Genomic DNA, 23284 nt, shown 5'->3' with positions numbered 1-23284 from the left:
CTTTTTCATGTCACCAGAACAATTATGCTTGTTCAATGTCTTTCATAGTCAATTTAATACGACCACGATTATCAACATCAGCAACTTGTACTTTCACTTCCTGACCTTCTTTAAGAACATCAGTTACGTTCGCAATACGTTCATTTGAAATTTGCGAAATGTGAAGAAGGCCATCAGTACCCGGCATGATATTTACAAACGCACCGAATTCTACGATACGGATTACTTTACCGTCATAGATCTTACCTGGTTCAACTTCAGCAGTAATGGCTTGAATCTTAGCAATTGCAGCTTTAGCAGCAGCTTTAGTTTCACCAAATACGCGAACTGTACCATTGTCTTCGATATCAATTGCAGCTTTAGTTTCTTCAGTAATTTGACGGATAGTTGCGCCGCCTTTACCAATAACATCACGGATCTTGTCTGGGTTGATGTTAATGACTTCAAACGTCGGTGCATGAGCACTGATTTCAGCACGAGCGCGTGAAATGACTTTATTCATTTCGTTTAGGATGTGCATACGACCAGCAAATGCTTGATTTAATGCAACTTCCATGATTTCTTCAGTAATACCTTCAATCTTGATATCCATTTGAAGCGCAGTAATACCGTTTGCAGAGCCTGCTACTTTAAAGTCCATATCACCAAGATGATCTTCATCACCCAAGATGTCAGAAAGTACTGCGAAACGCTCGCCTTCTTTCACTAAGCCCATTGCGATACCCGCAACTGGAGCTTTAAGCGGAACACCTGCATCCATAAGTGATAATGAAGCACCACATACAGAAGCCATTGAAGATGAACCGTTTGATTCAGTAATGTCAGATACAATACGAATTACATACGGGAAGCGGTCAGCAGCAGGAAGAACTGCTTGAACACCACGACGTGCTAAACGACCGTGACCAATTTCACGACGCTTAGGACCAGATTCACGGCCTGTTTCACCTACAGAGTATGCAGGGAAGTTGTAGTGCAACATGAAGTTGTCAGTCTTAGTACCAGCAAGGGTATCAACCATTAACGCATCACGAGTATTACCCAAAGTTGTTGTTACCAACGCTTGAGTTTCACCACGTGTAAATAATGCAGAACCGTGTGCACGATCTAATACGCCAACTTGAACGTCGATAGCACGAACAGTTTTAGTATCACGACCATCAATACGTGGCTTACCTGACAAGATGTTGTCACGTACTGTACGGTATTTAAGGTCTTCGAACAATTCGTTTACTTCATCAGCAATACCAGTTTCGTCATTTTCTGGAACAAACTGAGCTAAAGCTTCTGCATAAAGTGCATCAAGTGCTGCATAACGATCTTGTTTAACTGCAATTGTATATGCTTCTGAGATTTTCGCTTCGAAAGCTGCTTTTAATTGCTCAAGAAGAGTTTCGTTTTTAGCTGGAGCAACCCAAGTTGATTCAACAGCGCCAGCAGCAGCCGCAAATTCTTTAATTGCTTGAATTGCAATTTGCATTTCGTCATGACCGAAAAGCACAGCACCAAGCATTTGGTCTTCTGAAAGTTCTTTCGCTTCAGATTCAACCATCAGTACAGCAGATTCTGTACCTGCAACCACAAGGTCAAGGTCACTTTCTTTCAACTGTTCAAAGTTCGGGTTAAGAACATATTCACCGTTGATTAAACCAACACGTGCTGCACCGATTGGGCCACGGAAAGGAGTGCCAGCAATAGACAATGCTGCTGATGTACCAAGCATTGCTGCAATGTCAGCATCCATAGTTTTGTCAGAAGAAACAACAGTTGCTGTTACTTGAATTTCGTTGAAGTAACCTTCTGGGAACAACGGACGAATTGGACGGTCAATAAGACGTGAAATTAAAGTTTCAGCTTCAGAAGCACGACCTTCACGCTTACCGTAACCACCAGGGATACGACCAGCTGCATATTGTTTTTCTTGATAGTTAACTGTTAACGGGAAGAAGTCTTGGCCCGCTTTTGCTTTAGGTTGAGCAACAACTGCAACTAAAACAGTTACGCCACCCATAGTGATTAAAACTGTGTTTGCTTGACGTGCAACGCGACCCGTTTCTAAAACGACTTGATGTTGACCGAATTGGAATTCTTTACGAACGATATTAAACATTGACATGTATTGTATTTTCCTAATTTTATTCTAGTGAGACCCCTAAGGTTTGGCATTCAGACTACACCGATTGGTAGATAAATGACAAAGCTTAGAAGCCATCACACTAGATCAATTATTTAAAATAAGTTAAACGCAAAGAAGGAGCGCACAAGCGCCCCTTCTAAAAATCACTTAACCTAGCATTAAGTGAAACTCTCTTTTCAGCGATAAAGCATTGCGACATGCGAAATAGCGAAAACAAAGTGAAAATCGAATTAACGACGTAAACCTAAAGCACCGATCAAAGCAGTGTAACGACCGTGGTCTTTACCATTTAAGTAGTCGAGCAATTTACGACGTTGGTTAACCATACGGATCAAACCACGACGGCTGTGGTGGTCGTGTTTGTGAGCTTTGAAGTGACCTTGTAAATCATTGATTTGAGCAGTCAATAAAGCTACTTGTACTTCTGGTGAACCAGTGTCATTTTCAGCGCGAGCAAATTTAGCAATGATCTCTGCGCGGTCTGCATTAGTTAAAGCCATTCGATTTCTCCGAGATGCTTAAAAAAGTAAACGATATGAATCAGTTGAGGCAACTGACTGCCGTGCATCACTACAGCAAGTCGCCTATTTTAAGGTATCTATAGGTGGATTGCAAAATAGTTTTCAGTAACTTGTCATTTTAGACACTGACATCAAGACCTTAACCCTGCACACTAGCCTCGAATAAAAAGAAAGAAGCGCGAGGGACGTGTGAAAATTTTTTCAACTAACACCTGTCCAGTACCGGACAATATTGAGCAAGTCATTCGACAAAAAGATGAAGTTGCTGCTGAACAGGGTGGAATGAGCGATCACCAGATTCAAAAAATCTGGAAAAGTATAGAAGCACTGTATAGAACCGGAAACTATCCACTCATTACCTTTTGTTTACGTAGGCAAGGTAAAATTTTGCTGAATAGAAGTATTGGATATGCCCAAGGGAACTCTCCGGCAGGACTTCAAGAAAATGCTCTGATTGCAACACCAGATACACCTGTTTGCCTATTTTCAGCATCAAAGATGATTACAGCCATGTTGATTCATCTATTAGATGAAAAGGGTGAAATCAATTTACTTGATCCCGTGAGCTACTATGTTCCTGAATATGGGGTCAATGGTAAGCGCCGTGCAACGATCTTTCATTTATTAGCACATCGTGGCGGCATTCCCTATATTGATGGCGATGTCACACCAGAATTGTTATTTGATAAAGACGAAATTTTAAAACGTTTATATGCTGCCCGACCTGTGTCTCCTGCTGGAAATCACCTTGCCTATCATGCTGTTACGGCAGGTTATATTTTAGGAGAAGTCATTGAACGGGTGACTGGGCAGGATTTACGTGAATTTGTACATCAAACTATCGAAAAACCAATGGGGATGCCTTATTTCAATTATGGCTTAAAACCAGAATACCGTTCAGAAGTCGCCTTAAACTGTGCAACAGGTCTGCACCCTCGCCTTGGGACCGATCACTACCTGAATCATGTTTTAGGTGGCGGTTTACAACTTGCAGTTGATGTAACTAACGATACTCGTTTTATGGATACCATTTGCCCAGCCGGCAACATCTATACCAGTGCAGAACAAGCTGGACGTTTCTTTGAAATGCTTTTAAGTGGCGGAAGCTACGGCGGTCAGCAAATCTTCAGTGAAAAAACTATTTTCAGAGCGACTCTTCCAACCACAGGCGTTAACATTGACCGTACTTTGCTAATTCCAATGCGCTATGCTTTAGGACCAATGTTAGGTAGCAATCCTGTAGGTCTTTTTGGCCCAATGACAGGACAAGCATTTGGTCATTTAGGGTTCTCCAACATTTTATGCTGGGCTGATCCTGAAAGAGATATCAGTGTTTCTCTATTAACAACTGGTAAATCTGTAGTAGGTACTCACCTGCCTGCTTTAGCTAAAGTGCTTTATCAAATCTCAACCCAATGTCCACGTATACCAAGAGATCAACGCCGTTCGTTATTTGGTAGTGATTCTCATGAAACTGACTTAGTGTAGAAACAAATAAAAAACCCAAGCATTTCTGCTTGGGTTTTTTGCGCTGTAGTTTTTGTTTATCGTGTTATTGCTGTTTTTATTGTCGTTGGTGAGATGCTAGTCACATCCTTCTTGTTGTTTTAACTCACTTCCGATGTTTTTGTTTCTATTTCCTTATGTGATGTATTGTGACATATCCAATTATGAAGAAAAGTAGTATTTTTCTTATCATCATGTAAGTGAAAACGTACAGGTCTGTATAATATTTGGTAATAGCCATTTTTACCTTTAACGTACAGTTCTGTATAACATATAACTTAACAATTCACAGGAAAAATGCCTGTTTTGAAATCATATTATAGATAAATATATTGATATTATTGATTTAAATCTTTAGACAAAAACAGAGTGAAGATAGTGTTAAAAACGAAATGTGCGAATGCTTTTTGAAACATGGTGAAAAGTAGAATATAAAAAAGCCCTGTAGTCTCTCCCAAAACTACAAGGCTTAGCGGCTGTAAGTTTCCTCTTTATACACCTACTTCATTGTAAGTTCGCAGTCTCTCGACTTAAGTTATTATTATTGTGCGATTTTGCCCGACATTCCGTGCCAAGCTCGTTGTGCGTTTATAATCTCAAAAACACGGGGTGTACTCTAGCAGCAAATATCTCGAATCTATGTAAGCTTTTTCTTACAAGGGTAAAAATATTAAGTTTGTCTTAACGAACTAACCGATTAACTTTTTGAACTAAACCGCTTTTTCGTGTAGTACGAACTGTAAATGCTTGTAATAAAGCCTCTTGATGCACTAAAAGACTGACTACTTTCTTAGCTCGTGTAATCGCAGTGTAAATAAGTTCTTGGCTTAATAAGTTCTTGGCAGCCTGATCTAAAACGACAGCAGTGTGTGTAAATTCAGACCCTTGCGATTTATGAATCGTTAAAGCGAACGCATTTTGAATATTTTTAGGTAATCGATTTGCAGCAACCCATTTATTCAAACTTGGAAAATATACTTCAAACTGTTGTGGCTGAGTTCTGTGCTCAAAGCACAAACCAATATCGCCATTTGAAATACCGAGCTGATAATCGTTATAAGTCATCATTACAGGACGACCGACATACCATCCCCCTGCTGTCACTATTGAAAGTTGCTGCTGCAACCAACGCTGCGCATATTGGTTTAACTGCTGCAATCCAAACGGACCATGACGAACCGCGGTTAAAATCCGGTAGTCATCAAATGCTTTTACTACGTTTTGGACCTGTTCAATCGAGCGCTCTTCTTTTAAATAATTTTTTAGACTCTGTACATACCCTTGGAAACCGAGCATTAGCTTTTGGTAATAGGTATCTAGGTCTAATAGACTCGCTTCTGGTAAATATTCAAGCTGAACAACATCAGGCATATCTCTTTGTAAAAGTATGGGCTTTAATTCTGACACCTGAACAATATCAATTTCAAATCTCTGCAAAACTTCTACATGATCTTGTTGATAGCTTTGTGCCTGAATAAATTTGGCCACTTGTCCAATCAACGCACCTTCAGCAAAACGACGACTGGTTTGTAATTGTACCCGGTTATCAGCCAACGCCTGTATTTGCTGCAAATCTGCAAGAACCGCCCCGACATCGACAGAAGCGAGCTGATTTGCATCTCCTAATAAAATAATTCGACAAGACTCTGGCACAGCTTCAAATAAAAGAGTAGCCAGATTTAAATCCAGCATAGAAGCCTCATCCACGACAATCACGTCATAAGGCAAAGGCTGTTTTTGATTAAACCGTGGTGTTTGGCTATGTCCCATCCCTAACAAACGGTGAATCGTTTGTGTTCCCTGATTTCTGAGTTCCTCACTCACTAATCCGGACTCAAGCAATTTAGGATCGTTAAATGAGTTCTGTAAAGCCTCTTGCATTCGCTGTGCTGCCTTACCTGTTGGAGCAGCCATCGCCACACGAATATGCGGAATTGCCTGACTCAGCACAGCAATAATACGTGCCAGCGTATAAGTCTTACCTGTACCCGGCCCACCGGTAATAATACTCAAACTCTGCCGAGCAACCATTTGTAAAGCTGCCTGTTGATGAGGATCGGTAAGCAGGTCTAAATAGTCACCACAAGAGACTGGTTGAATTAATTGTTGCTTTAATCGACAAATTTGTTCTGCAAGTCGTTGCTCTAGGTGCCAATATCGGTATAATGCCAACCCCTGCTCATCGTAGACGCACGGCGCAACTTTTGAGGTTGCTTGATCGGCAGATATAGCAAGCTGACCAAGTGCTGCAATTTGCTCTGAACTGATATCAATACAACTATCGCCTTGTAAGCTCGCTTCAATAAGCTGCTGCAAGTAAGAAGTGGCTTCTGACACTTGCGATTGCTCAGTAAATGGAGCCTGATTTAAGAAGTTACTCCACGTTGTTAACCAGCTTAAATCGGCCTGTTCAGAGCTATTTAGATTGTCCACACACTTATCCACCTAGTTTTCCACACGCTTGTCCACATGGTTATAGACAGGCTTATCCACATACCAAGTATTTGTTAATATTAAAATTACATAATTTATCAGCATTTTTCATGCAATTTTATCCTCAGCAAAATACCCTAAAATGGCATCAAGACGCAGAATAAACTCGACGCTAGGTTCCCAATAATAGTACCCCTGCTCTGCTTCACCATTCATGCCACGTAAATAAAGATAAGTTGCCCCACCTAAGTGTTGCTCAATCTGGTAATCCTGCATTTTGACTTGCAAATAGCGATGTAACGCAACGAGATATAAACCTGCTTGTAGCCAGTAACTTGCCAAAGACATGCTTTGAGCAATGCTATCGCTACGATAGTCTGCAAGATCATCACCTAAGTAATTACTTTTATAATCGGCAATGTGGTAACGCTGCCCATCAAAATAAACCAAATCGATAGAACCATTAAGGTAACGCGCTGAACGAGCCTCAAGTAACTCCGGCATATTCAATCCATACTCAGCGAAGAGCTGCTGAATACGTGTCATCGCTAGAACCCGATCTGACAGTGCCAAATAAAAAGGAAACTCTGACAAATACTGATCTTGTTGGAGCTGGTTTAGTCGAAAGCCTTGAGAAAGCGGTGTTCGCAAAATATCTTTTAACCACTCTGCAACTGACTGGTAAAGCAAATTTTCGGTATCTTCTTGCTCTGGGAAACTCTCGTTATATTTATTAAGTAAATCTTGCCAAAGACTACTATAGTCATTTTTAAAACGACGACGTATTTCTATGACCCAGTCATCTGAACATTGAAAATCAATATGTTCAAATATTTCATGCAAGAAATTACCGGCAAGCGTTCCTCTAGGAAAGTTATTCTTTATCCAGTCAATCGGCTGAGCACTGATTGCTTCAGCAGTGTTAATTAAGTCTAACTCATCTTCTGCTAATACAGCATCATTGCTCTGGCTGGCCAATAAATCCGTGCCAGCCTTATGTTTTAAATGCTGTGCCAAGTAACTGAAACTGGTTTTACCTCTTGAATAAAAACGTTGTTCAGGGAATCGTTGTGCTTGTATTTCAATAATACTTGTTTGTTTGGCTAAATGAATTGCCTGTGGAATCTGCTCCAAAACCATTTCATCCGTACAGCAACGGTGTTGAAAAGGCTCAGTCCTATTTTTCCAAAACGCAAGGCCTGATACTGATTTACCATCCCCATCTTGTAAAAGCGCATAGACGCGGTGGCTTGCTCGCGTTAAAGCGACATACCAAAGTCGATTCTGTTCAGCGAGCGCTCGTTCTTCGTGCTGCTTAAGTTCTATTTCATTCAAATAAGTCTTGTCAGCAATCGCAACGACACGTTGAGTCAAAGTCTGGTTTGAGTCCGGTTTGACAATATCTTGGGTCGAAAAATTGAGTGTTTTATTATTTTCTCGAAAGGGCTTATCTGCACCTAATAAAAATACAATCTTAAATTCCAGCCCTTTTGACTGGTGAATTGTCATGAGCTGAACACCAGCTTCGCTCGATAATTTACGCTCTAACTCCCAATCACGGTCAAGAGGAGAACGCAACTGTTTGAGATACCAGTGATAAAGGTTCTGAGCACCTGAGTATTTCTCACTGTGCTGACTCAGAATTTCAGTTAAATGACGCAAGTTCACCACAACCCGTTCATTATCTTTACTTTGGGCAGCGACCAAATTTTGCCATATATCAAACTGGATGAGGCATTGTTGCCATGCCACTAAAAAGCCTTGAGCGGACCACAACTCTCTAATCGTGTCAAAACCAGTCATAAACTGGCTTAACCCTTCGGCTGTCTGCTCAAGTTGCAAGAGTTGTTTTAAATCCATGGCAAATAGACGGCTAATTAAAGCTCGCTTCACTTTTGCCTCATCGTAAGGATGAAGTATGGCGGTCAACAAAGCACCCACATCTTGAGCAATCGTGCAGTCGAAAACACTTCGTTTTGATGGCCTATTAACCCGAATTCCTAAACGCTCTAGCTCAAATTGAACTTTATCCAACCCATCATGATTACGAGACAATACCGCAATATCATCTTCGTTTAAGACTTGAGTCTGAGCATCTTTTTGAAAATATAGCTGTCCAGCATGTGACTGGTTAAGTAGATCTCGAATCTTCCATGCAACTTGCTGAGCCTCTGTTTCTTTATCTTTGAGCATTAACCAGCGCAAAGGGTGAGGATTATGATTGTTCTGCTCAATCAGTACAGGATGAGGTCGAGTACCCGCTCGAATTGGGTCATATTGAACCTCTTCACCAAAGTCGATTTGCCTTTGAAATAAGGCGTCGACCACTTCAACCAGATCAGCAACAGAACGATGGTTATGAATTAACTTATATTCGCGGCCATGTTTGGCTTGAATATCTTTATAGGCATTTAAAAAGGTAAGCATATCCCCACCACGGAAACCGTAAATTGCCTGTTTACGGTCACCCACCATAATCATACAACCTTTTTGGTAGCGCTCTGGATGGCGCCAAATGCTCGCTAGCATGTCGTCTTGATCTTGGTTAGTGTCCTGAAATTCATCAACCAAAATTAAGGGATAACGTGCCTGAACAAATACAGCAAAACGCTGCCCCTGCTCACCTTTTAAAGCTTCAGAAAGTGTACGAATTTGCTGAGAAAAAGTAGTTTCACCTTTATTTTGCAAAACCTGAGGTAAACGTTTTTTCACCTCTACACATAAATAGGCTTTTAAAAAAATATGAAGCTGGTCGAACTGCTCGGCGTAGTTTTTCAGTACGCCAAATAGCTGTTGAATCTGTTGAATACAAGGATGCTGATAGAAACCATCTGAAATTTCAGCAGGACATTTCTTAAAAACTTTCTGATCGGCAAGTTGACCTAAAAACTTAAAAACAAGTTCTCGTTGTGCGGCTAATGACCCATCAAAAACCAAAATGCTGTCGCTTTGCTTTAGAACTTGTAGTAGCTGCGGTAAACATTCACTAAATAGTTTATTAAATGCCCCATTTCTAAATACTGTCCCGCTCACATGTTTATAGTGCTCGCCATCAAGCGAGTAATATGGTTCTAGAAGACTGATATCAATTTCTGCTGCCAGCTTTTTGAGCTGAGCAAGCTGTTCAAACTGAATGGTAGGCTTTTCGGGGAGTTTAAAGTGAGCCGAACTAAAATTCAGTGAGTCTTCGACCAGTTTGACAAAACTATCGACACTTTTTAATTCACCCGCCAGATACAACGCATCAATCACGGTCTGAGGTTGAGACTGTATCCATTCACGCAGTACATCATGAATCAGTTGACGACTATAAGTTTTGGCATCATCGGTGATTTGAGCGCGTTCAATTTTGCCACTCTCAAAAGCAAACTCACGTAATAGTTTTTGGCTAAAGCTATCGAGTGTTCCGACAAATAACTCGTCTAACTGATCTATAACCAATTTTAAACGTTCACACGCATAGGCAATACGCGTCGCAAAATGCTTTAGAATATGCTGGAGTAATAAGTCAGGTTCTTGCTCTGCCTGCGTAAGTAATTCTTGTTCTGTAAAACTACGCTTGGCATCTAAATAACGGTACGTTTCAACCAAACGTGCACGAATACGGCTTTTTAACTCAGCAGCAGCAGCACGGGTAAACGTGGTCGCAATGACTTGTCTAGGCAAGTATTTTTCAAGAAAGATACGGACCATCAAACTTGATAAGGTATAGGTTTTTCCTGTACCTGCCGAAGCTTCAATTAAGTGTAAGCCACTAAATTCAATATCAATAATAGGTTGATAAGACACCTGTACTCTTGAGTTCATGTCTTACTCCGAATGTTGAAATTGAAAAACTGGATGATACAGATCATACGCAAACTCATCACAAGCATGTTGAAGCAAAGCTTGCGCATCTTGTTCTTGTAAAATAAAGCTCCAGTCTCGATGCAACTTGCAAGCTTCATTTTGAGTCATATCCATTGTGGTAAATGACCCTGTTTCATTCCAGTATTTTAACAGCTCAGTGTAGCTCTTCTCATCCAGTTTTGCTTTTTCTGCCTGATTTGTTGTTTCCCACTGATATGCTTTGGCTTTTTCTAATGGTTTTAATAATAAGGCTGCTGGTAGAACCAATGGTTGTTGCTGCGCATGACGCCAGATTTTAAACCATGGCTGTAAATATTGCCGAGCTTGCTCAGAACTTACACCACTACAAATCACAGTTTGATCGCTAAAAACCACAATACGGCGTTTTTCAGCTCCTGCACTACCCTCATTCAAATAAGCTAACCAGAGCAGATATTCTAACCAAACTTTAGCACGTCTTTTTGCGCGAGCACTTGAAGGTTCCATGCTGACCCAGTCCCGAGTTTCAGACTTCGGAACGGTAATATTCATATGAAGCTGTTTAGCAATTCGCCAAATACGCTGAGTTGTTTGTGTCACTGCAGGTGCATAATGATGAAGGCGTTCAAGCAAACATTCTTGCTCGAACACACCTTGTTGCCATGCGCTATATTTGACTTTACCTACAGGCAACTGATCAATTAATACTTCAGGTTGTGCTTGCTGTTTAGATTGTTGTAAAAAATGTCGAATCGCATAACGCCCTAAACCATCTAATAGCAAAGGTTCATTTTGGTCGAGTACTCCAACACTTCCTAAGTTTTCTACCCCTAAAGTCTTCAAATATAACCGTGCAGGGAATGTCACATCCTTTATCCACTGCTGACTTTCTAAAACCAACATATCCGGTGCTTGTAGCGGATAGGCTGTGTTCGCCCAAGGTTGACGGTTTCCTGAAATTTGCTGAATTTGTGAAGCAACCTTAAACCAGTGATCTTGGTAACGGATAACACTTTTTTCTACAGTGAAACCTTTCGGGTCGAAGGGCTGTAAATTATGTAAGTGATAGAGTTGTTTTAATTGTGATGGAATTTCAATCCCTTCAATAACGACACTTTCAGGTACACCGTCTTCAGCTTTCACAATCAAGGCAAGATGTTCACGGAACTCTTGGAGAATACTAGAAGGTTCGCGCACCTCTCCATCGTTCACATCAAAGCCGTTATAAAACAGCCATAAATTTTCTTGGGCTAATAATAAAGCATCTAAAAACGCCCCTTGATCATCTTCAAGTCGAGAGCGATCGCCTAACTGTTGACGCAGTGCATCCATTAAATCAAATGGAACATGGGTATCGCGGTTTGGAAATTGCCCTGCATCCAGATTTAGCAGGACCATTAAACGATAAGGTAACGGTCGAATGTGTCCAATTTGGGCAAAAGTAATTTGCCCAGTCGGCTCAGCTTGCGCACTTTGACTTTCTAAAGTCCGTTGAATTTCTTCAATAATATAAGGTAGTGGCAAGGTGATTTTGCGCAAAGTTCCTGTTTCTGTCTCGGCGTAATAACTTGCGAGGGTCAACATTCGCTCTTGTTTTTTAACAATTTCCCGCACAGCTTTTAGGGCAGCAACACCAACCTGCTCAAATTCAACAATATCTTTGCCCAGTACCTGAAGCCAATATTCAACGGTATAGACTTTCCCCTGCTCATGCAGAGTAAGCCAATCACGGCGCTCATTCAAATCCTGATAAATCTGAATGAGTGTACCCACCAACTCGAAATCGCTCGGTTGAACTTTGGCATAACTCAACACCTGATTAAATGTCGCATGCACAGGCACAGCAATGCCAAGAGCCAATCGCTCTAAGGCAAATTTAAAACTATATCGATAATCATCATCACCGTCACACAAACTGCGCTTGAGATGCTCTGCATCAAGTCCTCGTTTAAAGCCGGCATCGGCAAGTAAATTTAGAATTCGCTCAACCTGAACATACTCAAGTTCATAACGTTGCTGGGTCGCATGCAAACTTAACCAATCAGCAAAATCATCAAAGCTAAAACGGCCCTGCATCAGTTGAATACGCCCAATTACGGCACGCCAAGCATTAAGTGCATCAAGTGATGCAACACCTGCAATTTTCACTGGCAAATGTACACCTTGCTCAGTGGCAGTAGCGGGAAATACACTTCGAATTAAAGGTTCTATGTCGGCCAAATTAGGAACTAAAACTAAAATATCGTTTGGTCGGCGCGGCTGCTCATGTGGTTTAGCCAACCAACAGATTAATTGCTCTTTTAGAACTTCAAGCTGACGTAAAGTCGAATGACAAACATGAATCTGAATCGAGTCATCGTCTGGGGCAAGCTCATATTGCTTAGCTTGAGGTTCAACTAAATGCAAAATATCTGACTGAACTTTACCGAGTAAACTTTCAGGAAAATCATCCACAAAAGCATCAACCCACTTACCTTCTTCACCCGTAGATAAATTCGATAATAAAGAAAAGTGGTCGCGGGCTTGTTTACCCAATCTGGTTAAAAGCGGATGTCTAGACTCACGCGCTTCAGCATTAAAATTGAGTGTGAATTTATTAAAGAAATCACTAATTTCAGCATCAGTAGCCTTTGGATTTTTCGCAATAAAACGCTCTTTTACCCCTAAGTCATAACGCTGTTTCCAGAGTGGATCGACACTATCGGCCCAATATTCTTGTGAAGGGTTATAGTGCAAAATCAAGACATCAATATATTGGCCTAAACGGCGCAAGAACTGTAACTGACTTGGCGGCAAATCTAATAACGTAAAAATCACTACTTGATTAGGTAATCTTGAAATAGCACACTTACCACGGTCTGGATGATCTAACTCTTGCCAAAACAACGCGTCAATTTGCTGCATTTGCACAAAATCATCATGAAAATGTTGCTGCCACAACCAACGCTGCCAACGCTCTAGCTCCTCAGTTTGATGTAATGCAAAAGCAGTCACTTCTTCATCTTTTTGTACAATATATTTTTCAATATCTAATGATCGGCCCTGGCCCCAAGCAGACAACCAATTTTCCGGACAGGTACAACTATTTTCACACCCACGCTGGCACTGTCCGCGATAAATCATATAGTTGCTAAATAAATCGGCAACCTGCTCAGCGACCCAATACAGCATTTTTTGTTTTTTTAATTGTTTATCTATGCCTTGTTCGAGACGATCTGCGCTGTCATAAATACGCTGAACAATAGAATGTAAGGGATGCGATGAATCTATACTTATCGTGTCAGGTTGGATAAATTCGTGTAAAGCCTGATGCACCCGCCATTTAAAAATTAAACGGGGGATGTTGGCTTTACGGACCTGCTCTTTATGCGCAGTTAAAACTTGCTGATAGGCAAACCATTGGAAACCTCGTACCCGTTGGTGAAACTGGTAATTGGCACTCATGCCTTGCTGTTCTGCAAGTTTTTGTATCAACCACTGCTCGACCGCAGGACTTGGAACAATAAAATGTTGGGTTTTCAAAACCTGTAATGGATGCGTTGAAGCTTGAGATGTAGACGCCAATACACCTTGCAACAACACATCAATACGTTGACTTTGAATAACATGGATCCCCATTTATTTCATTTCCTGCTTGCATAATTTATGCACAAAATCATAAACATTCATTACTATACAACTGAATCTGACTATGTCACGTTGGTTTAAACACAGCATAATTTAACTTAAGGTGTCACTTACACTTGGTTTGAATGACGCCATCAAGAACTTATACAGGTAGACATTATGAAAATTGACAAGATTCCTGACTATATTGATCCTAGCCTAAATCTGGAACAAATTCGCGATGAGTGCCATGATCTCATCAAAAAAAGAGCTTACGTCTCAGCTGGAGCGGCGATCGTGCCGATTCCTTTCTTTGACGTGGTAGTAGATTTGGGGATTTTGTCTCACCTGATTCCAGATATCAATTCCCGTTTTGGTTTAGCACCTGAACACGTGAGTGTCTACGACCCAAAAACTAAAACTATTCATTGGGATGAGTTACGTAAACGCGGTTTTGAATTTTCAGGTTTTGTAGTCGCACGTACTACCGTTAAAAAAACATTTAACGGCTTTTTGGGCAAAATCGTAACAAAACAGGTGACTAAATTTATACCGCTAGGCGGACAAATTGTAGCAGCAAGCTTAGGTTATTTCATGATGAAAAAAATAGCAGAAACTCATCTGAATGACAGTTATAACCTTGCAAAACGTATTCAGCAAAAAAGCCGTGGCACAATTGTAAATTAATATGTGCATTTTAGCTGAGAGCTTAGTCTGCTCTCAGCTGTTTTAAAACTGCTCTTAATACTTCCAGACGTGCCGTATATTTATCATCAGTTGCGACAATATACCAAGGTGCGTAGTCAGTACTGGTTCGCTCAAACATATCTGCAGCGGCTTTTAAATACTCGTCCCACTTATCACGATTACGCCAATCTTCTGCGGTAATTTTAAAACGCTTATGGGGTGTTTGTTCTCTGGCCTTAAAACGCTGCTCTTGCTCATCTTTACTAATCGCTAGCCAAATTTTTACCACAATCGTTTGACTATCAAATAAATCTTTTTCAAAGCGGTTTATTTCATCATAGGCACGCTGCCATTCTAAAGGTGAAGCAAAACCTTCGACACGTTCAACGAGTACACGTCCATACCATGTCCGATCAAAAATCGTGATTTTTTCAGCTTCATTAATGCGGTTCCAAAAGCGCCATAAGTAAGGATGTCGAGCTTCAAAGCGTTCAGGTGCACCAATACAATGAATATCATATTCACGCGGGTCTAGGTTTTTAACGATACGCTTAATGGCCCCACCTTTACCAGCAGCATCCATGCCTTCAAAAGCAATCACGACATTACGTTTATCAAAACGCATGGCATCGGCAATTTTTTTGCTTAATTTATCGAGCTCTTTTTTATATTCAGCTTTTTCAAGTGGTTCATTAGAAGGTTTTAATAAACTCTCTGGAATTTTAGCTTGCTGCCATTTTCCTTTAACTTCAGTTTCATGCTCTGGAAGTTGACGCATGTGTTGTAAAAGGTATTGAGCAAAAAATTGATCACGCTGCTTTTCATCTTCGCCATCAATAATGTACCAATCATCGGTAAAACGACGGCGTAACTTTTGCAAAGTGTCATATTGTTTTTTGTTACGCCAGTCTAGACCATGCAGCTTATGCCAGTGTTGCTCTGACGGATCTATTTTATCTAAACGTTTTTGCAGCGATTTCCATGATAGATCGAACCAGACTTTAACTACATCGACATAGTTATTTTTTAAATCTTGCTCAAATGCCCGCATATTTTCAACGTATTCATCAAAACGCGAATCATCTAAAGGCTCGGAAACATGCGTTGCGGTGACGAGCAAATCGCTATACCAGTTGCCGAACATCACCACAATTTGTCCTTCAGTCGGAATAAACTCCGAGTAAGATTGCCAAAATGCTTCTGTGTCTGTCAGCACACGTGGCGCGTCTGCTTTGACTCGTAAATATCTAGGGTCTAACCACTCACGAAGTTGCTTAACAGCCTCGCCTTTTCCAGCCAGTTCAATACCACTCATTAAAATGAGTGTGCTTTTAGCGTTAGGTTTTCCCCGACTTTCTTTTAACGCATATTGTGCTTCAATCAAATCAACTGAAAGCTGTTCTTCATCACGAATCTCAAATTTTGGTTGTTGTTCACTCATAGTCCACGGCTCTAATCTTTTATTGTTTAATTTCGATGATCTTTAACTTATGCGGTTAAATGATGAATTGCTATACAAATTATGTCATTGCGACAAAATTCTGTTTAAAAATTGACGCATGAATCATTTTTTTTACATCTACTCGCCATAGTACAAGGTTACAATGCCTTTTATGATTTTTTGCAAATAGCCCAATATTAGAGCCTTAAATGTCTAAACTCGCTGCTTTTGATGATCTTTTACAACAATATAAAACGTTTAATTATCACGATAATCCAGTGCTTGCCCAGCGTTTGCAAGATGTACAAACATGGCTAAAAGAGCGGATGAAAGATACGCATCATGACTTTTTTAATCTGCCAACACACAAGCTCATGTCAGAGTACTTTTTAAATCGTTTATATGGTGGCCCAGAGTTTGATGCTCTTGCAGCTCAAATTGAACGCCTATTGAAATATGCGCATAAAGCCGAAAAAGTCTTACCTGAAAATGCAATTAAAACGGGTACTAAATCGGTAAGTTTGGCTGTACTTGCAACTCAACTTGATGAGCAAGTAGCAATGCAACTTCTTGAGGACTATCCGGCAGATACAGTACTCACTGATGAGATTATGCGTTTAACCTTAATTAAGCTCGATCAAGCAGAAGCTCGTTACCAGCAGCTTGCTCTGCTTGACGATTTAGGAGCAGCGCTCGATAAATACATGCGTTCATTTATGATGTTTACTGCTTTTAAAATGTGTAAAGGTATTGCCCAAAAATATCACTTCGAATTGATGTATGATTTCATTCAAGATGGTTTTAGTGCGATGAAACCGTTAAAATCAGCCGAAACCTTTATCAAGACTTTTACTGAAAAAGAACGCCGGATTATTGAAAATGTACATTCAGGGCATCCGAATCCGTTTAGAGTGTGATAAGGTCGGCACATAGAAAAACTCAACCTCGCGAAGTTGAGATTTTATTCATTATATTTGCGTGATGATGCCTGTAAAAATAGACAAAATCTGTCATCATGCAGAACTTATTCCGTTTCACTTGAGTTTGAGTCTAGGAGAGACAATATGTCTAACGAAAACCAAAAGCCAACATCTCCAACTGAGCAGGCACAAAGTTCAGACAAAGTTAGCCCATTCCTAAGCTCACCTTTACCTCAAGGTACACCTCAAGGGCAACAACAATCTTTACAGCAAACCTTAACAGACACACCTGTGAATGGTTCTGTACCTAAATACAATTTACCTCGTGGTGCTGGTAATACTGGCAACGTTGGTGAAACCACACATTTTGGTTACTCAACAGTTAGAACTGAAGATAAAGCACAAAAAGTTGCAGAAGTTTTCCATTCAGTTGCAAGCAAATATGACTTGATGAATGACTTGATGTCATTTGGTATTCACCGTTTGTGGAAACGTTTTGCAATTAATATGTCTGGTGTCCGCCGTGGTCAACACGTGTTGGATATTGCGGGTGGTACAGGCGACTTAGCAAAAGTATTTAGCCGTGAAGTTGGTCCACAAGGTCATGTTGTACTTTCAGACATTAACGAATCTATGCTTAATGTTGGCCGTGACCGTCTAATTGATGCAGGCTGTACCAATGTTGACTTCGTTCTTGCCAATGCAGAAACATTAGAGCCTTTTGCAGACAACAGCTTTGACCTTGTAACCATTAGCTTTGGTTTACGTAACGTGACAGATAAAGACGCAGCACTTGCTTCTATGTTCCGTGTATTGAAACCAGGTGGCCGTTTACTGATTCTTGAATTTTCTAAACCTGTATTTGAGCCATTCTCAAAACTTTATGACCTCTATTCATTCACTGCTTTACCGATTATGGGTAAATTGGTTGCGAATGACTCAGAAAGCTATAAATATTTGGCTGAATCAATCCGTATGCACCCAGACCAACGTACTTTAAAAGGTATGATGGAAAATGCTGGCTTCCAGAACTGTGACTATCACAACCTTACTGCTGGTATCGTTGCCGTTCACCGTGGCTTCAAACTGTAAGGGATAACGATATGTGGTCGATTCTGGCACTCGGTGCAGTCGAACGTATCATTCATCATCTGATCGATCTGGATGCGGTTACACGCATTCAGCTTAATCAGTTACAGGGCAAAATGTTGCGTGTTGTGATTGATAGCCCGCAGCTTTCTGTCGATGTGTTCTTTGACCAAGAAAAAGTACGTCTTGAACCTACCGTAACAGGTCATAGTGAAAAGCCTTCTATTTTTGAACAGCGTCCTTTTGATGCCCAATTCAAAATTTCTGAAGCAACTGCAACTTTGCATGTTAAAGATGTCATTGAACTGATTAAATTATTGGTCAGCGATCCAGATCAGATTGGGAATATCCCGCTCCAAGGTGATTATCACCTATTACAGGATATTCAAAAGATTATGCAGCAAGCTGAACCTGATTTAGCTGCGCATTTATCAAGATGGGTGGGTCCTCAACTCGCTCATGAAATTGGCAAGATTCAACTCGCACCAAAACATTTAAAACGCTCCGTGCAAAGCCATCTGTTTTTTGCTGAAGATGCCTTAAAAGAAGATAGCGGCCTATTTGCCCCTCGCTGGGAAATGGACGACTTAACTCAAGCAACTCGCATGCTTAATCAAGACATTGACCGTCTAGAAGCAAGATTGCAGCAACTCAATGCACAACTACAACCCTCTCAAGACTAGGTAAGACTGTATATGATTCCGCATGTTTCACGTTTACTCGAACTTTGGCGTATTGCAGCGCACTATAGACTCGATACGTTGTTCCCTGCGGATGAATTACCAGTTAAAGCTCAGCATGCATTAAATATTATTAAAATGCACCCTGCTGCATGGTCGAGTCGTGAACGTAAAAATCCTTTAAAGCTCAAAGAAGCTTTAGAAGATATGGGACCACTTGCAATCAAGCTTGGTCAATTACTCTCTACTCGCCGTGACCTGATTCCACCTGAGGTGCTCGCTCAACTGGTTTTACTCCAAGATCAGGTTAAACCTTTTGATGGAGATGTTGCCAAACAACGTATTCAAGATTCGTTAAAAGCTGACGTTAATACATTGTTTGCTCGCTTTGATGACCAGCCATTAGCTGCTGCATCAATTGCCCAAGTACATACTGCTGCTTTGCATGATGGTCGCGAAGTCGTTGTTAAAGTGACTCGCCCTGACATTCGCAATCAAATTTTGCAAGACTTTGAAATTCTGGCATGGCTAGGCAACACACTAGAAAGCCGCCTTGAAGCTGCCCGTGCGTTGCATCTCACCGAAATTATTCAAGACTACCGCCAGATCATTTTAAATGAACTGGACTTGAGTATTGAGGCTGATAACACCCGCCGTATGCACCATTACTTTACTGGCTCAACCATGATGTATGTACCAGAAGTCTACATGGACACCAAAGATGTCATGGTGGCTGAGCGCATTACAGGTGTGCCTATTTCAGATACAGCAACCTTTGACCGTTTAGGCATGGATCGCGCACAACTTGCAGAAAAAGGGTTAACTATTTTCTTTACGCAAGTATTCCGCGATAACTTTTTCCATGCCGACATGCATCCCGGTAATGTCTTTGTAGAAACCATTAATCCAAGCAATCCACGCTTTATTGCACTGGACTGTGCGATTATGGGAGAGCTATCTAAACACGACCAGATGACGGTTGCCCGCATGTTACTTGCTGTCATGAACAGCAACTTTATGCAGCTCATTCAAATTGTGCACCAAGCTGGCTGGATTCCACCGGGTACAGATCAAGACGCGTTAGCACGTGAAATGCGCCGCACTGTTGGGCCAATGGTATCTAAACCAATGGACCAGCTTGATTTTGCGGGTATCTTAATTCAAGTGATGGACATTGCTCGTCGCTTCCATCTTGAGATTCCGCCACAGCTCATGCTGCTACTCAAAACTTTAGTGCATGTAGAAGGCCTAGGGACTGACCTTTACCCACAGCTCGACATCTGGAAATTGGCAAAACCAATTTTGACGGAATGGGTCAAATCCAACATGAACCCAGTCAAAAATGTAAAAGAACTCGGCCAGCAATTACCTGACCTGCTTTTAGGCGCTCAAGATTTCCCAAGCTTAATTATTGATAGCTTAAATGGTTTAAAAAATCAGTCAGCTTGGCAAGACCGCCAGTTACGCGAAATTCAGCAACTTCGTTTGCAAATGGAACATCAGCAACGCCGTAGTTGGATGTTCGGCAGTACTATGCTGATTTTGCTGACTATTGCAATTATTAGCCCTTGGTTTGTTTCGATTATTCTAATTGTGCTGAGTAGCTTATTAGCGCTTTGGCGTATATTGAAATAAGTTCAAAATCCCTTGCCAATGCAAGGGATTTTTTTATGGAAAAAATTTAATTTTCAAAAAATTTATAGATCAGCTATTCGTTCATTGCTAAATTGAAGCTATAAATGCTTCAAAAGAACAAACAATGAAAACACCTCATTTTGCCATTATCGGTGCAGGTACAGCAGGTTTAGCCACTGCTATTTTGCTTGCCCGCCAAGGCAATAACGTTACTATTTTTGAACAAGTTGATGAGTTATCTCCGGTAGGTGCCGGTTTATTACTACAACCTGCGGGCTTAGCTGTATTTGAACACTTAGGTGTGCTCGAAAAAGCCTTAACATTAGGCGCAAGAGTAACAGGCCTAGAAGGACAACTTCCGGACAAGCGCCTTTTAGTTAATAGTCATTATCACGAAGCTTCAGCAAACCTCTATGGTCTAGGTATACACCGAGCCACTTTGTGTCATGTACTCACTCAAAAGCTTAGCGAGTATTCAAGCCAGATCACTTGGCATATGAACCATTCTGTTGAAAGTTTTGAAGAACATAATGATGAAGTTCGGATATTCGGCAGTCATCAAAACCAAAAGTTTGATGCTTGCTTTGATAGCCTACTCATTGCCAACGGTGCACGTAGCCAGTTACGTCCTAAAGCATGGGTAAAGGTTGACAAAGCTTATCCTTGGGGTGCGGCATGGAGTATCGTACCTGAGTGCCAAGTTCTCGATTCTGAAATTCTGCATCAATTTTATGATCGCTCGAAAATTATGATGGGAATTCTTCCTACAGGAGCGATTCCAACTGAATCTCAACAGCGCCTTTCAAGTGTTTTTTGGAGTTTACCTACACCACAACTACAAAGCTTTTTACAAGATGAGCAGGCTAAACAAGCTTGGTTAAAGCAAGTCTCAGAACGTTGGCCCAAAGTTGCAGAATGGCTAAAAGAAATTCTGTATAACAGTCAAACTCAGCCTAAATGGTTATCTGCAAACTACCGCGATGTCGTCCTGACTCAATTTGGTCAGGGTCGAGTTGGAGTAATTGGAGATGCAGCTCATGCGATGAGTCCACAGTTAGGTCAAGGTGCAAATATGGCATTATTGGATGCTTGGGCTTTCTCTCAATCATTGCAACATGCTCAAAAGAACCAGAATATTGATTGGTCCCTGCTCTGGCAGAACTACCACCAGCTTCGCCGTTCATCCACCCAGTTTTATCAATTTCTTAGTCGCTTATTAACACCCCTTTATCAATCTGATCATTGGTGGGCTGGAGGTTTAAGAGATTTAGTTTTTCCGTGGATGTATCAAATCCCTTATTTTCGAAAAGAGATGGCAATTACAATTTCAGGCTTAAAAACAGGGCCATTCCAACAACTGGACTATGATCAGGTTGCTCAATTACCTAAAGAAAACAGTGTATTTCATTTAGAAAGCGAATCTCTGTCTGACTATTAACCCAACCAAATAATAGTGAGTAACACATGAAAATTAGCCATCTTGATCATCTTGTTTTAACCGTCTCAAATATTGAAACCACCTGTCATTTCTATCAAACCGTGTTGGGGTTTGAAGTTATCACGTTTAAAGGTGATAGGAAGGCTCTACAGTTTGGAAATCAAAAAATAAATTTACACCAGCAAGGCAGTGAGTTTGAACCCAAGGCATTACAGCCGACTCCCGGATCTGCCGACTTGTGTTTTATTTCAGACACTCCCATTTCAGAAGTGGTTGCACACCTTAATCAATTAAATATTCAAATTGAAGAAGGTCCGATTGAACGTACTGGTGCAATGCATCCTATTCTTTCAGTTTATATTCGTGATCCAGATCAAAATTTGATTGAGATTTCAAATATTCTAATGACTCAGCCATCTGAATAGGGCACTCATGAGTAAAAAGTACAAGCTACTCATTACGCTGACAAAGACAAAAAGGACAAAGAATTTTTCCGCAAAGCGACGTTGATGCCGTACACTATACAAGCTATTTTTAGCATCTAATTGAAATCAATTTATAGTTCATATTTCTTTGGTGATTCCTCATGAATAACACGCAATGGCTCGATGAAGTAAAATTTAACGAACAAGGTCTTATCCCTGCCATTGCTCAACATCATCAAACCGGACGTATTTTGATGGTGGCGTGGATGAACCGTGAATCACTTGCGCTCACAGCAGAAAAAAATCAGGCGGTGTATTTCTCTCGCTCTCGCCAAAAACTTTGGCACAAGGGTGAAGAATCAGGTCATTTCCAAACGGTTTATGAAATTCGTTTAGACTGCGACGGTGATGTAATTATATTACAAGTTGAGCAACACGGCGGTATTGCATGCCATACAGGTCGTGAGTCTTGTTTCTACCGTAAACTTACCCCACAGGGCTGGGAAATTGTCGATGCACAATTAAAAGACCCTACTGCAATTTATGGCGATAAAGCCAAAACTGAAAGCCACGATCATGCTCACACGAAAGAACAAGTGGATGTACTTGCTCACTTAGGGCAATTAATGCAAGAGCGTAAACAAGCAGAAGCGGATACGTCATATGTTGCAAGCCTCTACAAAAAGGGCATCAATAAAATCTTGGAAAAAGTCGGTGAAGAAAGCGTAGAAACTATTATTGCTGCTAAAGACTACGCTGCTCAAAATACAGAAAGTAATTTAAATGACTTGATTTATGAAACTGCCGATTTGTGGTTCCATAGCATTGTTATGTTGGGTTATTTCGATCTTAATCCACAACTTATTATTGACGAATTAGCTCGTCGTCAGGGTTTATCTGGTTTAGTTGAAAAAGCTAACCGCAATAAGGTTTAAAAT

15 protein-coding genes are annotated in these 23284 nt (G+C 40.8%); 9 read left to right on the top strand and 6 right to left on the bottom strand.

The genetic code is table 11. From position 1 onward, the window contains the following. Nucleotides 1–22: 22 nt before the first annotated feature. The gene (pnp, locus tag JGE69_RS12650; RefSeq protein WP_171071986.1) at nt 23–2110 is read right to left on the bottom strand and encodes a polyribonucleotide nucleotidyltransferase; all 2088 of its coding nucleotides are present in this window, start codon (nt 2108–2110) and stop codon (nt 23–25) included. A 257-nt stretch (nt 2111–2367) separates the two neighbouring features. Beyond that, nucleotides 2368–2637: a 30S ribosomal protein S15 gene (gene rpsO, locus JGE69_RS12645; RefSeq protein ID WP_002114951.1), complete on the bottom strand. Its 270-nt coding sequence runs from the start codon at nt 2635–2637 to the stop codon at nt 2368–2370. A gap of 210 nt (nt 2638–2847) precedes the next feature. Here rpsO and JGE69_RS12640 point away from each other — a divergent pair, with 210 nt between their 5' ends. Continuing rightward, nucleotides 2848–4146, top strand: coding sequence for a serine hydrolase domain-containing protein (locus JGE69_RS12640; RefSeq protein ID WP_199113744.1), 1299 nt, complete (start codon nt 2848–2850; stop codon nt 4144–4146). Nucleotides 4147–4845: 699 nt separating this feature from the next. On the opposite strand, the gene recD is transcribed toward JGE69_RS12640, so the two are convergent. The 3 genes from recD to JGE69_RS12625 form a co-directional block, all read right to left on the bottom strand. After that, nucleotides 4846–6597, bottom strand: coding sequence for an exodeoxyribonuclease V subunit alpha (gene recD / locus JGE69_RS12635; RefSeq protein WP_199113746.1), 1752 nt, complete (start codon nt 6595–6597; stop codon nt 4846–4848). A 108-nt stretch (nt 6598–6705) separates the two neighbouring features. Continuing rightward, on the bottom strand, nt 6706–10404 hold the full coding sequence (locus JGE69_RS12630; protein WP_199113748.1) for a UvrD-helicase domain-containing protein: 3699 nt from the start codon (nt 10402–10404) through the stop codon (nt 6706–6708). Nucleotides 10405–10407: 3 nt separating this feature from the next. Beyond that, nucleotides 10408–14043 (bottom strand): exodeoxyribonuclease V subunit gamma, encoded by a 3636-nt coding sequence (locus JGE69_RS12625; RefSeq protein WP_199113750.1) that lies wholly within the window; start codon nt 14041–14043, stop codon nt 10408–10410. A gap of 168 nt (nt 14044–14211) precedes the next feature. Here JGE69_RS12625 and JGE69_RS12620 point away from each other — a divergent pair, with 168 nt between their 5' ends. Beyond that, nucleotides 14212–14718 carry a hypothetical protein gene (locus tag JGE69_RS12620; protein WP_199113751.1) on the top strand — a complete coding sequence of 169 codons (507 nt, stop codon included), beginning with the start codon at nt 14212–14214 and terminating at the stop codon, nt 14716–14718. A 22-nt stretch (nt 14719–14740) separates the two neighbouring features. Here the strand turns inward: JGE69_RS12620 and JGE69_RS12615 are convergent, their stop codons facing one another. Further along, nucleotides 14741–16159, bottom strand: coding sequence for a phosphate--AMP phosphotransferase (locus JGE69_RS12615; protein ID WP_199113752.1), 1419 nt, complete (start codon nt 16157–16159; stop codon nt 14741–14743). Between the two features lie 209 nt (nt 16160–16368). Here JGE69_RS12615 and JGE69_RS12610 point away from each other — a divergent pair, with 209 nt between their 5' ends. From JGE69_RS12610 to hisIE, 7 genes are all read left to right on the top strand, one after another. Next, nucleotides 16369–17076, top strand: a complete 708-nt coding sequence (locus tag JGE69_RS12610) for an FFLEELY motif protein (RefSeq protein ID WP_199113753.1) — start codon at nt 16369–16371, stop codon at nt 17074–17076. A 147-nt stretch (nt 17077–17223) separates the two neighbouring features. Then, nucleotides 17224–18171, top strand: coding sequence for a bifunctional demethylmenaquinone methyltransferase/2-methoxy-6-polyprenyl-1,4-benzoquinol methylase UbiE (gene ubiE, locus JGE69_RS12605; protein WP_069036494.1), 948 nt, complete (start codon nt 17224–17226; stop codon nt 18169–18171). 11 nt (nt 18172–18182) lie between these two features. Continuing rightward, nucleotides 18183–18851, top strand: coding sequence for an SCP2 domain-containing protein (locus JGE69_RS12600; protein WP_199113754.1), 669 nt, complete (start codon nt 18183–18185; stop codon nt 18849–18851). A gap of 12 nt (nt 18852–18863) precedes the next feature. Beyond that, nucleotides 18864–20483: an ABC1 kinase family protein gene (locus JGE69_RS12595; protein WP_199113755.1), complete on the top strand. Its 1620-nt coding sequence runs from the start codon at nt 18864–18866 to the stop codon at nt 20481–20483. 124 nt (nt 20484–20607) lie between these two features. After that, nucleotides 20608–21921 carry an FAD-dependent oxidoreductase gene (locus JGE69_RS12590; protein ID WP_199113756.1) on the top strand — a complete coding sequence of 438 codons (1314 nt, stop codon included), beginning with the start codon at nt 20608–20610 and terminating at the stop codon, nt 21919–21921. Between the two features lie 26 nt (nt 21922–21947). Beyond that, nucleotides 21948–22346 (top strand): VOC family protein, encoded by a 399-nt coding sequence (locus tag JGE69_RS12585; protein WP_199113758.1) that lies wholly within the window; start codon nt 21948–21950, stop codon nt 22344–22346. 161 nt (nt 22347–22507) lie between these two features. After that, a complete protein-coding gene (gene hisIE / locus JGE69_RS12580; RefSeq protein WP_017385377.1) occupies nt 22508–23281 on the top strand; it encodes a bifunctional phosphoribosyl-AMP cyclohydrolase/phosphoribosyl-ATP diphosphatase HisIE in 774 nt (257 codons plus the stop codon). Nucleotides 23282–23284 lie beyond the last annotated feature (3 nt).

It is taken from the genome of Acinetobacter sp. C13 (genome assembly GCF_016809775.1).
GTDB lineage: Bacteria > Pseudomonadota > Gammaproteobacteria > Pseudomonadales > Moraxellaceae > Acinetobacter > Acinetobacter pittii.
The sequence above is the reverse complement of the archived record's forward strand: the minus strand, read 5'-3'. Positions and strand labels throughout refer to the sequence as shown.

What these genes read in the sequence shown, in the direction of transcription:
- pnp (WP_171071986.1), bottom strand. Translation starts at nt 2,110, where the DNA reads ATGTTTAATATCGTTCGTAAAGAATTCCAATTCGGTCAACATCAAGTC.
- rpsO (WP_002114951.1), bottom strand. Translation starts at nt 2,637, where the DNA reads ATGGCTTTAACTAATGCAGACCGCGCAGAGATCATTGCTAAATTTGCT.
- JGE69_RS12630 (WP_199113748.1), bottom strand. Translation starts at nt 10,404, where the DNA reads ATGAACTCAAGAGTACAGGTGTCTTATCAACCTATTATTGATATTGAA.
- JGE69_RS12625 (WP_199113750.1), bottom strand. Translation starts at nt 14,043, where the DNA reads ATGGGGATCCATGTTATTCAAAGTCAACGTATTGATGTGTTGTTGCAA.
- JGE69_RS12620 (WP_199113751.1), top strand. Translation starts at nt 14,212, where the DNA reads ATGAAAATTGACAAGATTCCTGACTATATTGATCCTAGCCTAAATCTG.
- JGE69_RS12615 (WP_199113752.1), bottom strand. Translation starts at nt 16,159, where the DNA reads ATGAGTGAACAACAACCAAAATTTGAGATTCGTGATGAAGAACAGCTT.
- JGE69_RS12610 (WP_199113753.1), top strand. Translation starts at nt 16,369, where the DNA reads ATGTCTAAACTCGCTGCTTTTGATGATCTTTTACAACAATATAAAACG.
- ubiE (WP_069036494.1), top strand. Translation starts at nt 17,224, where the DNA reads ATGTCTAACGAAAACCAAAAGCCAACATCTCCAACTGAGCAGGCACAA.
- JGE69_RS12600 (WP_199113754.1), top strand. Translation starts at nt 18,183, where the DNA reads ATGTGGTCGATTCTGGCACTCGGTGCAGTCGAACGTATCATTCATCAT.
- JGE69_RS12595 (WP_199113755.1), top strand. Translation starts at nt 18,864, where the DNA reads ATGATTCCGCATGTTTCACGTTTACTCGAACTTTGGCGTATTGCAGCG.
- JGE69_RS12590 (WP_199113756.1), top strand. Translation starts at nt 20,608, where the DNA reads ATGAAAACACCTCATTTTGCCATTATCGGTGCAGGTACAGCAGGTTTA.
- JGE69_RS12585 (WP_199113758.1), top strand. Translation starts at nt 21,948, where the DNA reads ATGAAAATTAGCCATCTTGATCATCTTGTTTTAACCGTCTCAAATATT.
- hisIE (WP_017385377.1), top strand. Translation starts at nt 22,508, where the DNA reads ATGAATAACACGCAATGGCTCGATGAAGTAAAATTTAACGAACAAGGT.